Origin of the sequence: Flavobacterium sp. CG_9.1, assembly GCF_015751645.1 — a bacterium.
GTDB classification, from domain to species: Bacteria; Bacteroidota; Bacteroidia; order Flavobacteriales; family Flavobacteriaceae; genus Flavobacterium; species Flavobacterium xanthum.
The window spans coordinates 152,518-166,448 of record NZ_JADOVC010000005.1 but is presented as its reverse complement, the minus strand read 5'-3'; the positions used below and the strand labels follow the sequence as shown (position 1 = coordinate 166,448).

14 protein-coding genes are annotated in these 13,931 nt (G+C 34.7%); 2 read left to right on the top strand and 12 right to left on the bottom strand.

Translation table 11 applies throughout. The features are described 5' to 3' along the window. Positions 1-117: 117 nt before the first annotated feature. The 3 genes from IWX83_RS04675 to IWX83_RS04665 form a co-directional block, all read right to left on the bottom strand. Complete coding sequence (locus IWX83_RS04675) at positions 118-336, bottom strand: hypothetical protein (RefSeq protein WP_196827981.1); 219 nt, start codon at positions 334-336, stop codon at positions 118-120. Between the two features lie 470 nt (positions 337-806). Next, positions 807-1,616: a 1-acyl-sn-glycerol-3-phosphate acyltransferase gene (locus tag IWX83_RS04670; RefSeq protein ID WP_196827979.1), complete on the bottom strand. Its 810-nt coding sequence runs from the start codon at positions 1,614-1,616 to the stop codon at positions 807-809. Positions 1,617-1,704: 88 nt separating this feature from the next. Continuing rightward, entirely contained in the window at positions 1,705-2,349 is a 645-nt protein-coding gene (locus IWX83_RS04665) for a CoA pyrophosphatase (RefSeq protein WP_073354500.1), read from the bottom strand. 93 nt (positions 2,350-2,442) lie between these two features. Between IWX83_RS04665 and IWX83_RS04660 the strand changes: the two genes are divergently transcribed. Beyond that, positions 2,443-2,883 (top strand): DUF4268 domain-containing protein, encoded by a 441-nt coding sequence (locus tag IWX83_RS04660; protein WP_073354502.1) that lies wholly within the window; start codon positions 2,443-2,445, stop codon positions 2,881-2,883. Positions 2,884-2,934: 51 nt separating this feature from the next. On the opposite strand, the gene IWX83_RS04655 is transcribed toward IWX83_RS04660, so the two are convergent. From IWX83_RS04655 to IWX83_RS04635, 5 genes are all read right to left on the bottom strand, one after another. Further along, a complete protein-coding gene (locus IWX83_RS04655) occupies positions 2,935-3,339 on the bottom strand; it encodes a hypothetical protein (protein WP_196827977.1) in 405 nt (134 codons plus the stop codon). 3 nt (positions 3,340-3,342) lie between these two features. Further along, on the bottom strand, positions 3,343-4,287 hold the full coding sequence (locus tag IWX83_RS04650; protein WP_196827975.1) for a nitronate monooxygenase family protein: 945 nt from the start codon (positions 4,285-4,287) through the stop codon (positions 3,343-3,345). A gap of 15 nt (positions 4,288-4,302) precedes the next feature. Then, positions 4,303-5,916: a S8 family serine peptidase gene (locus IWX83_RS04645; protein WP_073354563.1), complete on the bottom strand. Its 1,614-nt coding sequence runs from the start codon at positions 5,914-5,916 to the stop codon at positions 4,303-4,305. 132 nt (positions 5,917-6,048) lie between these two features. Continuing rightward, positions 6,049-7,236 carry a tRNA 2-thiouridine(34) synthase MnmA gene (mnmA, locus tag IWX83_RS04640; RefSeq protein WP_196827973.1) on the bottom strand — a complete coding sequence of 396 codons (1,188 nt, stop codon included), beginning with the start codon at positions 7,234-7,236 and terminating at the stop codon, positions 6,049-6,051. Positions 7,237-7,308: 72 nt separating this feature from the next. Continuing rightward, a complete protein-coding gene (locus IWX83_RS04635) occupies positions 7,309-8,025 on the bottom strand; it encodes a toxin-antitoxin system YwqK family antitoxin (RefSeq protein ID WP_196827971.1) in 717 nt (238 codons plus the stop codon). Positions 8,026-8,487: 462 nt separating this feature from the next. On the opposite strand from IWX83_RS04635, the gene IWX83_RS04630 reads away from it, so the two are divergent. Continuing rightward, on the top strand, positions 8,488-9,456 hold the full coding sequence (locus tag IWX83_RS04630) for a fasciclin domain-containing protein (RefSeq protein ID WP_073354514.1): 969 nt from the start codon (positions 8,488-8,490) through the stop codon (positions 9,454-9,456). A 53-nt stretch (positions 9,457-9,509) separates the two neighbouring features. Here IWX83_RS04630 and yidC read toward each other — a convergent pair whose 3' ends face one another. From yidC to IWX83_RS04610, 4 genes are all read right to left on the bottom strand, one after another. Then, a complete protein-coding gene (yidC, locus tag IWX83_RS04625) occupies positions 9,510-11,414 on the bottom strand; it encodes a membrane protein insertase YidC (protein ID WP_073354516.1) in 1,905 nt (634 codons plus the stop codon). Between the two features lie 54 nt (positions 11,415-11,468). Further along, complete coding sequence (locus IWX83_RS04620; RefSeq protein WP_196827969.1) at positions 11,469-13,082, bottom strand: CTP synthase; 1,614 nt, start codon at positions 13,080-13,082, stop codon at positions 11,469-11,471. A gap of 73 nt (positions 13,083-13,155) precedes the next feature. Further along, positions 13,156-13,389 (bottom strand): DUF3820 family protein, encoded by a 234-nt coding sequence (locus tag IWX83_RS04615; protein ID WP_066082415.1) that lies wholly within the window; start codon positions 13,387-13,389, stop codon positions 13,156-13,158. 82 nt (positions 13,390-13,471) lie between these two features. Further along, a complete protein-coding gene (locus IWX83_RS04610) occupies positions 13,472-13,873 on the bottom strand; it encodes an OsmC family protein (protein WP_196827967.1) in 402 nt (133 codons plus the stop codon). Positions 13,874-13,931 lie beyond the last annotated feature (58 nt).

Here is a 13,931-nt window from a genome sequence, read left to right as displayed (position 1 = left end):
TTTTCTTTATCTTTTCTTACCAGTCTCTCAAGGAACATTGCGCGTTTTGCGGGGTGCAAAGGTAACATCTGTTTTCTAATCTCACAAGCTTTTTTAAATCTTTTTAGAAAAAAATTTCTAATTTAATTCGTGCTGCTTGCCAGTATTTAAATGAACGTTTGCCGTTGTTGCGGGTGCAAAACTAACTCCTTTATACCGGTATTCAAGCTTTTTTAAACACTTTTTTTGTCCTTTTCTTAACTTAATCTTTAACTTACTGAAACCGTGAATTTTGAAAGTAAAATTTTTTTGTGCTTCCCTCTCCCTTTCCAAAGCTAAGCATGCTAAAAGAACCATAATCTAGTTTTTTTGTTATTAGATTGCGCTAGCAGCAATCGGATATGTGACTCCTTTTAGATATTTATTGCTTCTCTGAGCCGCTTTATTAGCATCACAGACAGGATTAATACTGAAATTAGGTCCTTGAACGCAGTACCGTCTAAGATAGGTTCGGTTTTTTTGACGCCTGGGCAGTTGTTCCTTGTTTATTAATTGCGGTTCTCATTATATTAGGACGTTTTATACCTACCCATATATAAGGTACACCGAATTCTAAATCAATTATACAACTCCCCGCGTTAGGGATAGTAGCAAAAAGCCCGCAGCCAAGTGAAGTGTAACGCAACTTGACGAGGACTTGTAGCGAATAGCCCGACTCCTTATATAAAGAGAGGCAATTAATCGCTAAATTAATTGCCTCTCTTTATGTAAGGTGGAACGCCCAAGTTATTGTTATTAGTAGGTTCACGCATTTATTTAACGTCTGCTTAGTATTCCCACCTGCGCGTTTTATTTAATTCTTCTTGCTCTTTGATAATTTCAGCCGGTATTACTTTGAGGAATGAGCAATGTTGCTCAATAGCATATTCGATTTTTTCAACAATTTCCTCAACAGTATCCTTATCGTAATCAATATCCAAAGGCTCTTTAATAATGAAGGATTGAAGAATGCCCTTCTTTTTCATACGTAATCCTTTTTTATCAAATGAACGACGGAAGCCATCGATCACAATAGGAACAACAATAGGTCTGTGCTGTTTTATAATATGAGCCGTTCCTTTACGAACTGGCTTAAAGGATTTAGTTGTCCCTTGCGGAAAGGTTATAACCCATCCGTCTTTTAAAGCAATTTTAATATTTTCAGTATCATCTGGATTAATGTCTTTTTTCTCCAGAACATCGACTCCCTTAGCTCTCCAAGTTCTTTCGACCGTAATTGCGCCTGCATAAGCCATAATTCGTGGCAATAATCCAGCCTGCATTGTTTCTTTTGCAGCTACATAATAGATGTTCATTTTAGGCTGCCAGAGATAACATACGTTTTTAATAGAATCATCACGACCGCTGAGACTTGCATTAAAAACATGGAACATTGCTACGACATCAGCAAAGTACGTTTGATGATTCGAAATGAAAAGAACATTAGTGTCAGGTAAATTCCTTATGATTTCTGAACCTTCAATTTGCAATTCATTGAAACCTCTATATCGTCGATGCGTGATGGCGCCGAAAATCCTGATTAACCATTTTTTTAAAAACAGGATGTGACCAAAAGGATTTCTCTTAAATAATCCCATAAAATTATGTGTTTTTTGTATTTAGCAAACCTACGAAATTAATTTTTGATTGTTTTTAGCATTCTAAAACCGTTGCTTCCTATCTAATTTAAGAATATAAGACTTCTTTTAAAACCTCTTTCAATTCGCTAAGCATCATTGCTGTTGCTCCCCAAACGATGTGGTTTTCAATTTTAAAAGCAGGAACACTGCTTTCATCTGAATAGGACGTTAAGACCTTAGTCTCGACAACAATTGAATCACTTAAAAAAATAGACAGAGGCAATTCAATTATATCTGCTACCTCAGAAAGCTGTGGCACAAATACTAGTTCCTCTTTACTAATACCTAAAAAAGGATACACCATAAAATTACTGGGTGGAATATATAATTGTGTAAAAGGTTTAAGTACTTGTATTTTATCTGGATGAATGCCAACTTCCTCGTGAGTTTCACGCAATGCTGTGTAAGCAAAATCCTTATCATCGATTTCGTATTTACCTCCTGGAAAGGCAATTTGAGCAGAATGCACCCCTTTGTATGAATTCCGAACAATCAATACCAGGTGTGTAATTTCATTTTTAGGATAAAAAAGCATCATTACTGCAGCTACTCTTGGATTTTTATCGCTAAAATCAATCTGTTTTAAGCTTTGTGACCGCTCTAATGGTGCCATTTTAATATGTGCATCAAAGGCAGGGAGCCTTACATCAAGTACTTTAGGAACAAACTGTAAAAATTCTTGAAAATCCATAATCAAAGTCTATTTTTGCACATTGAAATTTAATATAAATATAGTCTAGAAAATACCGTTACACAAATTTTCTGATACCAAAAGTCATACACAATGTACAGCAAAGAAGAAACACAAAAGTTAAAACGCGAATTCTGGGTTGAATTTTCGGAAAAATTTCCCCGAAAATGGTTGTTGTACGATACTAAGATCAAAGATTTTTCTTTTAAATTTTATGTAGATAATAAAAAGGCTCAAGTTTTAATAGCCATAGAACAGCGAAGCGATGAAAAAAGAATTGCTTATTTTGAGAAACTGAAATTTTTAAAAAATATTCTAGAAGAGGAATTCATTAAAGATCTGGTTTTTGAAAAAGAGCACACCTTGGAAAGTGGTAAAACGATTAGCCTTATTTGGGTTGAAAAACTAGGCGTTGGAGTTAGTAATAGAAAATACTGGCCGGAAATTTTTGAATTTTACAATGATAAAATGAATGCCTTGGAGCTATTTTATTCAGAGTATGATGGATATATTAAAGATATTGAACAATTTTAAAAATGAGTAAGAAATCAAACATAGCACTGTATTATCCAACTTCATATTCAATCATATATTGAAAATATTATAAAGTATTATCTTGTTACCATAATTAATGTACAGTTGCTTTCGGTTTTCTTGCTTTTTTCTGGTAATGATCGAAACTGTACAATCGACGCCTTCGTTATCTTTACAGGTAAATGTGTAAACAGTATCTGTTTCATTTTCCTCAATAGGTTGGTATTCTACAATTTCAAAAAGTTGGATAATTTGAGAATAAACTACAATTCTACTTTTATTAGTATCTAATGAAATTAAAATATTAACTAAATTTAAATCAGACCATTTTCCCCATTTCCCTTTTTCATTTTTCTCTAAAACACTAAAGCCTGAAGTTTTAAACTTATAATTTTGTCCATAAGAATGTTGTACTCCTAGAATCAAAAAAAGTAGAATAATATATCTTTTTATCATTGCTTAAAATTGAAAATTGATTGCCTCTGCTCTTGCGTATTCAAAATCGATAATCATTTCTTGGATGATTTCAGCAGCCGGTTTTATCTCGTGAATAAGACCGGCAATTTGACCGATTTCTAACTCTCCTTCGATTAAATCGCCCTCAAACATGCCTCTTTTTGCTCTAGCTCTTCCTAATAACGTAACTAATTCATCTTTTGTTGGACAAGTTTCATATAAATCCTGTACCTCTTGATAAAACTTATTTTTAATTAACCGAACTGGAGCAAGTTCCTTCAATGTCAATTGCGTATCTCCTTCCTTAACCTTTACAATCGATTCCTTGAAATTATCATGAGCTGACGATTCTAGTGACGCAGCAAATCTACTCCCAACTTGAACTCCATCGGCACCAAGAACCATGGCTGCTAGCATGCCGCGACCAGTAGCAATACCTCCGGCAGCAATCAACGGAATTGAAATTTTTTCTTTCACCATAGGAATAAGTGTCATTGTTGTGGTTTCCTCTCTACCGTTATGGCCTCCAGCTTCAAATCCTTCGGCAACAATTGCGTCTACACCAGCATCTTGTGCTTTCAATGCAAAAACGGAGCTACTTACGACATGCACTACCGTTACCCCATTTTGTTTCAAGAATGACGTCCATGTTTTTGGATTACCCGCTGATGTAAAAACTATCCTAACCCCTTCCTCTACGATAATTTTCATTATTTCCTCAATGTTGGGATATAACATTGGAACATTTACTCCAAATGGTTTTGAAGTAGCTCTTTTACATTTTTGAATGTGTTCTCGCAAGACTTCGGGATACATAGAACCAGCACCAATCAATCCTAAACCACCAGCGTTACTGACGGCACTGGCTAATTTATACCCACTATTCCATATCATTCCACCTTGAATGATAGGATATTTAATTTTGAAAAGTTCAGTGATTTTATTCATGTGGTATTAATGCTGTTATTTTTTTATTATTTTTCCACTTTTAGAGAAACTATCGGATTCCAATTTATAGAGGTACATTCCTTGATTCAACGCTTTTAAAGAAATTACAGCTGATTGAGGTGTTACTTTTTGTTCTAAAATTTTCTGTCCTAAAATAGTATAAATAAAAACGGTTCCACTTTCAAATTTTGTGGGCAAAGAAACGGAAATAGAATCAGTGGTTGGATTGGGATAAATTATAAAGTCATCTTTTGAAAATGACTCCGTCGACAATTGGTTGCGGACAATCAGTCCAAAATCTGGAATTCCATATCCATACTGATTGTTGGGAGTTAAAAATTTATCGGATGATTGAAGTACTAATTCTTTAATTTGCTGATTTGTTTTTTGTGGAAATGCTTGCCATAAACAAGCCACCATCCCGGCCATTATTGGCCCAGAAAAAGAAGTCCCATTTGCCGTTACAATATTCCCTGCTGCATCAGAAACAACTGCAGCTTGACCTTGCGCCATGATATCGGGTTTTATTCTACCGTCAGATGAAGGTCCTACTGAACTAAAGGAGGTTACTATTTCTACGGAGTTCACTGCACCTACTGCAATCACAGAGACAGCATCTGCTGGTACGGCAACATGTGGATTAGATGTACCACCCGAATTACCGGCCGAAGTCACCAGAATCATTCCTCTACTAAATGCAATTTCCGCACCTCGAGACATGAACGCTGTTGTACCATTCATTTCACTATAGGTATGGTTGTATGCTTCGTTATCAAAATCAAAATATCCTAAAGAGGTATTGATAATATCCACACCTAAACTGTCTGCCTTTTCTGCTGCTTCAACCCAAAGGGATTCTTCTACAGGATTTTCAGAAGTATCATCTTCTGTTATAAATAAATAATACGAAGCATCTGGGGCAGTTCCCACTAATGAATTCTCTTTGTAACCTCCCATTGCGGAAAGTACCGAAGTGCCATGCGAGACACCAGTATAAAAATCTGAATTTCTCAATACAAAATTATAACCACCCAAAATTTGGTCATTGGTTCTTAATTTTTGGAAAGGTTGTGTTGTATTGACACCCGGAAATCCCGCGTCCATAATAGCAATTACTTTTCCGGAGCCCGTGTAATTTTGTTGGTGCATTACTTGGCCGTTGAGCATTTGGATCTGATTTGAAGAGCTTCCATAAGCATAATCCACTTTTGTCTTCTTGGTCTTATTCCCTTGCTTTACCTTAATTGATTTTGCGCTTTTACCAATTTGATTTAATGATTTATCTGCAAAATCAACTTTACTGACAAATGAAAGCAGTAGTAAGTCATTTATTTTAGCCTGAGTTCCTCGCACATGAAGAGCATTTAGCCATTTCGATTTTGCCATCACAGTAATACCCGCAATAGCTTTTACTTGATTAATATAAGAAGCCTCAACAGGAACATCTTTAAAATCTAAAACAATACTTTGATTGGTTCTTCTATCTAATGCTCTCTGAGAAAGCATTTTCAATGGTGCATCAGCAAAGGATTGAGAACTAGGCTTTGCATTTAAATATACCCAAGCATCCTGCTGTGCAAAACCGTTTGTTGTAAGCAATAATAAAAGAAATATATAAAATTTTCTCATAGGTATCATCATTTGTTGTGCCATCGAGACTTCAACAGTAGCTGAAATTGAATGATGGTCAAAGCTATATTTGGTTTATTATTAGAATTTTAGGTGACCTTACTAGTACATTTCGATAATACAATAAAACGACTAAGAAATTACTCCTGATCCTATTAATTCATCTCCTACATACCAAGCTGCAAACTGTCCTTCGGTTATTGCAGATTGAGGTTCATCAAAAGCGACGTACATTCCATTTTCAAATTGATGCAAAGTGGCGCTTTGTAAGGGCTGTCTGTATCGAATTCTAGCCATTACATGCATGGTTTCTCCTTTGGCTAAAGCCAAATCTTTACGAATCCAGTGTACTTCCTCTTTTTCAATATGTAACGCTTTCTTGAATAATCCAGGATGCTGACTTGTTAATCCAGTATAGATCGTATTGGTCTCCACATTAGTAGCTATAATAAATAATGGATCCGTTGTTCCACCAACATTTAATCCTTTTCGTTGCCCAATAGTAAAATAATGAGCTCCTTGATGTTTTCCTACTACTTTTCCCATTTTTGGGGTATAAGAAATTTTTTCAGCCTCCAATTTTACATCTTCTTCAAAACTTAGACCTACTTCTTTTTCTAAATTATAAATAGGGTCATCTTTATCAATTTGGATAATATCGCCCGCTTTAGGTTGTAATTTTTGTTGTAAAAAATCTGGTAACCTTACTTTTCCAATGAAGCATAACCCTTGTGAATCTTTCTTTTCAGCAGTGATCAAATCCAATTGCCCAGCAATTTCTCGAACCTCTGGTTTTGTCAATTCTCCAATTGGAAACAGCGACTTTGCTAATTGTTCTTGTGACAATTGACAAAGAAAATAGGATTGATCCTTATTGGTGTCCGCACCTGATTTTAGTTGATAGACCGTTTCGCCGTTCACTTCTATTTCGCTTTTTTGACAGTAGTGCCCTGTTGCAACAAAATCAGCCCCAAGACTCAACGCAATTTTCATGAAAACATCAAATTTTATTTCCCGATTACAAAGTACATCTGGGTTTGGAGTACGCCCTTTTTCGTATTCGTTGAACATGTAGTCCACGATTTTCTCTTTATATTCTTCACTTAAATCGACTGTTTGAAAAGGAATTCCTAACTTTTCTGCTACTAGCAAAGCATCATTACTATCTTCCAGCCACGGACATTCATTAGAAATAGTAACGGAATCGTCATGCCAATTCTTCATAAAAAGACCAATTACTTCATATCCTTGCTGTTGCAGCAAATATGCCGCAACACTTGAATCTACTCCCCCTGAAAGTCCAACAACAACACGCTTCATCTTCAAAAAATTATAATTTTATAAGACTGCAAAGTTACAAAAGATTTATAACAGTATTCGTTAAGTGTTTCGTTAATTGTTTTTGTCTTTTACTGCCTGTTCTTGAAAATTCATATTCGTTTCTTTGATCAATTTTCCTTTTTCAAAAAACTGCCATATTCCAGCTTTTTTTCCATTTAAAAACTGCCCTTTGGAAGCCACATTTCCATTAGATTCTTTGAAAATGGCTGCACCGTTATACACGTCATTCTTGAAATTAGATTCTTCCAGTAAGACTCCCTTCTCTGTGTATTTTTTATAAAAACCATTTTTCAAATTATTTTTATAATTAATCTCTTCTGCGACTTTACCACTAGGATAAAAAACGGTACGAAGCCCCTCTAGTTTTCCTTTACTATAATTTTCAATAGTCATTATGTTTTTTGAGGCCAAATGATAATATTTCCATTGCCCTTCAAATACTTTATTTACCACTTTACCCTCACTCACTTTATTGCTTTTTTGATCATAAAAAATAGTGAATGCTGAATTATCAATTGGATTAAACTCTCGTGTAGCAATTACCGACTTAGCTTTGGTATCATCATAAAAATAAAAAATACCTATTTCTTTACCATGTTCAAAATTACCTTCGTAACGAGGTCTTCGGGAATCCTGATAAAACCCTTTCCAAACTCCCTGTTTTTTTCCTCTCTCATCTAATTTATTAAAATTGGACTGAGACATGCAATTTTGGCTCAAAAGCATAAGAACTAAAAGGGTAAAAAAACTAATTTGATATTTTTTCATCACTACATTATATTAAGTCAATAGTACAAAACTACAATTGTACTCTTTTATTTTAAGCAAATTTACAAATTTATTATAGTTGTTCTCCCCTCCACTTAATTATGGATAAGAGAAACAGTTTAAACTTGTAAACTTTAAAGATAAAATATAAAATTCTAGATGGAATTACAGCGTTGAAAATTATCTACTAGTCGTTTTTAAAGTGGTGAGTAACCGTTAATTATAAAGTGTTTAATTAAACTAACAAGTATTTTTTAAAATAAATACTATAAAAAATACCCGATTCACCATATATATCTTATTATCAATGCCTTATGATTAATTAAAATTATCTACCATTGAAGTTAAACAACTTTAAATGAAACAATAAAGTTTCATGTTGTTTAGCAATTTATAATACTTATTAAACAAAATTCAAAAGCTATTTATTAATTTAGTGGAAACAAATAAACATTAAACACTATGAAAAATGTAATTAAATTGAAAAATCTAATGCTAATTGCATTATTTACCGCACTTTCCGTATCGTGCGACGATGACAATAATAACGACAATATGGTTGTGGACAACACCATTACAGGGAAAGCGGTAGCCAGTCCAAATTTAAGTATTTTGGTTCAGGCACTTGTCAGAGCGGAATTAGCTACTACTTTGAAAGGAGCTGGTCCCTTTACCGTTTTTGCACCCACGAATGAAGCATTTACCGCTTTTCTTGCCACCACTCCTTATGCTACAATAAATGATGTTCCAAAAGAAGCTTTAACACAAATATTATTGAATCATGTTGTCACTGGTTCTGTAAAATCTACAGATTTAACCACAGGATACATTAAAACTTTAGCCAAAGGTTCCGCATCAACTACTAATAATTTAAGCATGTATGTAAATATAACTGCTGGTGTGAAACTTAATGGAGTTGCGACCGTTACTACTCCAGATATCATGGCTTCAAATGGAGTGATTCATATTGTAGACAAAGTCATTGACTTGCCAACTATTGTAACTCATGCTGCAGCAAATGCTAATTTTAGTACTTTGGTAAGTGTTTTAAATCGTTCTGGAGAACCTAATTTCATAACTGCCTTATCTGGAACTGGTCCGTTTACCGTTTTTGCTCCAACAAATACTGCTTTTACAGCCTTGAATACGGAATTAGCCCCTGACGGGATTGCAGGAGTTTCTGCAGCAAATTTGACAAAAGTTTTACAATATCATGTGGTAAGTCCTGCTAATGTATTGGCAGCTAGCTTAACCGAAGGTCAAGTAGTTACTCCTATTCTAGTACCAGCTCAAACCTTTACAATACAATTATCTGGAGGAGCCAAAATTAAAGATGCTAGAAACAGATTTTCAAATATCATCATTACTGATGTTCAGTGTTCAAACGGTGTTATTCACGCTGTGGACAAAGTGTTACTCCCTCTTCTGTAATTATTTTTAAAGCAAAAAAAAGCTCTCAAAATTTTGAGAGCTTTTTTTATGAATTATTTCTTCTTTTTGTCTAATGCTTTTTGAGCTTCAGCTTGTTCCATCACTTCTTGTAATTTTTTCTGGAATTTACCTTGTTTCTTCGGCTCTTTCAATTTGTTTTCTTGAATTTGAGTATGAATTTTATCACTGTCGATAAAGTATCTTTTGATGACAATCATAATTCCAATAGTAATTAGATTCGAAATAAAGTTATACAAACTCAGTCCTGCACCATAACTATTGAAGAAAAACAACATCATGATTGGCGAAACATAGATCATGATTTTCATCATCTTAGCCATGTCTGGCATTCCCTCTTGTTGTGGAGCAGCCATTTGCTGGTCGCCAGATGTCATCTTCATGTAAAAGAAAATGGCTATCGAAGCCAATACTGGAAACAAACTGATGTGATTTCCATAAAAAGGAATATAAAAAGGCAATCTAATTACCTCATCAAAAGACGATAGATCATCTGCCCAAAGGAAGCTTTTTTGTCTCAACTCAAAAGCCGATGGGAAAAACTGAAACGAAGCATACATAAATGGAAGCTGTATCAATGCCGGAATACAACCCGCCATAGGATTTACTCCTGCTTTGTTGTATAACTTCATTGTTTCCTGTTGTTTCTTCATTGGGTCTTTTTTGAATTTTTCACCCAATTCTGTAATTTCAGGACGCAATACTTTCATCTTCGCTTGTGACAAGAACGATTTGAAAGTAATAGGCGACATCGCAATTTTAATGATGATAGTAAACACGATAATTGCAATTCCGTAAGCAATGTAAGAACTTAAAAATCCAAATAATGGAATAAAAATAAATTTATTGATCCATCCAAAAATCCCCCAACCTAACGAGATAATTTTTTCAAGGTTTTTATCATAATGCTTCAAGGTCTTATAATCAGTTGGACCAAAATACCAACTCATCTTATGATCCAATTCTCCATTAGTAAAAGCTAGCGGAATATTTGCTTTGAACTGTTTTGTAAAAAGTGTATCTATTTTGTCATCATGAACTAAATTCTCTGATTTTAATTTAGCCGTTTCAAATGGCGTTTTTGTCAATAGAATTGTAGAGAAAAAATGTTGCTTGAATGCCACGAAAGTTCCCTTTTGCACGTCTGATTCTTCTGTTTGACCTACACCTGAATAATCAATTTTACCGTCTTCATGCTCAAAATAAATTTCAGTGTAGCGATTTTCATAAGAAACACTTTTCTCATTTCTGTACGTTTTCAAATTCCATTCTAAATCTAATGGTTTTGCCGTATTCAATACTTTATTCAAACCTTGGGAACGAATATCAAAACCAATCATATAATCGTTTGGTTTCAAAATGTATTTGTATTCTAAGAATTCGTTGGCTCCGGCTTTCAATTTCATTGATAAAACCTGATCCGTTCCTACTTTCGTTAAAGTCGGTTCAAAATACAAGTCTTTTGAGTTTAATGTACGGTTATCACTAGTTAGTAATTGTACGTTTAAATTAGCATTATTGTCTTTAATTAATTGGACTAACTGCCCTGAACCTTTCTTAAATTTTTCATATTGTTTCAAAGTAGCTTCAACAATATACCCCCCTTTATTAGCAATGGTCAACTTTACCAATTCGTTTTCGATAGTTGTAAGACCTGCTTTAGCAGAAGGAAGAGTTGCAGAATAAGCAAAATTTCCTAAGTTTTTTTGTAATTGGGCAATTTGTGTAGAATCTCCCGTTGCTACTGCAACAGTTGCTTTGGCTACCGTTTTAGCTTCTAACTCTTTCGCTTTCGCTTCTTTAATTACCAACTCTTTTTGAGCTTTTTCAGCTGCAACCACTTTCGGGTCGGGTTGATTTTGGTACATGATAAAAACCAAAATACCAAAAATTAATGCAAAACCTATAATCGAATTGAGGTCAAATTTTTTTTGTTCCATTATAATTAAAAAAAGTTTTAAGTTTAAGTTGTACTGAAACTAATGTGTTTCTAGTTATTTTTTCTTTGCCTTAACGGCTGCTGCCACAAAATTCACAAAAAGAGGATGCGGATTCGCAACCGTGCTTTTGTATTCCGGATGGTATTGAACCCCAATGAAAAAAGGATGGTCTTCTATTTCTATAATTTCAACTAATCCCGTATCTGGATTAACTCCTGAGGCGATCAATCCTGCATTTTGTAATTGTGCTACGTACTTACTATTGTACTCATAGCGATGACGGTGACGTTCTGAAATCGTCTCTTTTCCGTATATTTTGTACGCCAATGAATCTTTTTTAATATCGCATTTCCATGCTCCTAAACGCATTGTACCGCCTTTATCGGTTATCGTCTTTTGTTCCTCCATTAAGTTTACGACTGGATGAGCGGTATGTTCATTCATTTCTGTTGAATTAGCATCTGCATAGCCTAAAACATTTCTTGAATATTCTATGATAGCCATTTGCATTCCTAAACAAATCCCAAAGAATGGCACTTTATTTTCACGAGCGTATTGCACTGCTGCAATTTTCCCTTCAATTCCTCTTTCTCCAAAACCTGGCGCCACAAGTATTCCATCTAAGCCCGAAAATTTCTCGTTTATGTTGTTGGCATCAATATGTTCTGAATGAATTGACACTACATTTACCTTCGTTTCATTAGCAGCACCAGCATGAATGAACGCTTCCAAAATAGATTTGTAGCAATCCTGCATTTCTACATATTTACCAATCAAACCAATATTAACCGTATGTTTTGGATTTTTCAGTCGGCGTAAAAAAGTATTCCAGTTTTTAAGGTCTGGCGCTGCTTTTTTAGGCAGATCTAATTTTTTTAAAGCCACAACGTCAAGTCCTTCTTCCAACATTAAATTAGGCACTTCATAAATAGTAGAAGCATCTATGGATTGAATAACGGCTTCTCTTTTTACATTACAAAATAAAGCTAATTTATTTCGTAATTCTTCCGAAATTTCATGCTCAGTTCTGCACACTAAAATATCCGCTTTTATTCCGCTTTCCATCAAGGTTTTCACAGAATGCTGTGTTGGTTTTGTTTTTAACTCGCCTGCAGCAGCCAAATAAGGCACTAAAGTAAGGTGAATTACAATTCCGTTGTGCTCTCCTAATTCCCACACCAATTGACGAACAGATTCAATATATGGCAACGATTCAATATCACCTACCGTTCCACCAATTTCTGTAATTACAATATCGTAGTCACCGGAATTTCCTAGCAACTGCATTCTTTCTTTGATTTCATTGGTAATATGCGGAACGACTTGTACCGTTTTACCAAGAAATTCTCCTCTTCGTTCCTTTTCAATAACGGAAAGATATATTCGTCCTGTAGTTACATTATTGGCTTGAGACGTAGGAACATTCAAGAAACGCTCATAATGTCCTAAATCTAAATCCGTTTCAGCGCCATCATCAGTGACATAACATTCCCCATGTTCATAAGGATTTAATGTTCCGGGATCTACATTGATGTACGGGTCAAACTTTTGGATGGTTGTACGGTATCCTCTTGCTTGTAACAATTTTGCCAAAGATGCCGCGATGATTCCTTTCCCTAAAGAAGAAGTCACACCGCCAGTAACAAAAATATATTTCGTTTGATTCATTCTATTGTTGTTTGTGTTGTAGTTGTGTAAAAAAACGTGGCAAAAGTACAATTATAAATTGTCAAATTGAAAATTAAATCGGTTTTGGGTACCGTTTTTTTATATTTCGAATTAACTCTTCTAGACCATTGAGTTTTAATTCATAAATTAATTTCAATTGTTCTCCCAATTCTCCTTTTGGAAACCCTTTATTACTGTACCACACAATATAATATTCCGGAATATCAATAAGAAACCACCCTTCATATTTACCAAAAGGCATTTTAGTGTGAGCGAGTTTGATGAGTTGTTTTTGGTTTTGATCCATTTTTTATAAAAAAAGGAACAAGAGATAAGAAACTAGAACCATTAATGCTTCCTGTATCGTATCTCTTGCTCCTAAAATCTCTTTATTTCCAGTTAAAAATTATTCGTTTCTCGATTTCAGGATGCAAGCTTAAGAAAACGGGACAAGTCATCGCCACTCTTTCCAGTATGATTCTGTTTTTTTCCTCAATCGTTCCGTACATCTCAAAAGCAATTTCTATCGCACCAATACGTCTCGGTTCAGCATTCATAATTTTAATTACTTCGGCGGTGGAACCTGTCAAATCAACTTCCATTTCTCGTGCCTTTATTCCCATTATCGTCATCATACACGTTGCCAAAGCATTAGCAACTGTATCTGTTGGAGAAAAAGCCTCCCCTTTCCCATTGTTATCTACTGGTGCATCTGAAAGAATTTCCGTCCCTGACTGCAAATGAATCGAAGATGTTCTCAAATCGCCCAAATAAGTTACTATTGATGTCATGTTTGCTATTATTTATTTTTATTCGTCCCAACACTGCAAGGAGGGCGTTGCATTAAAG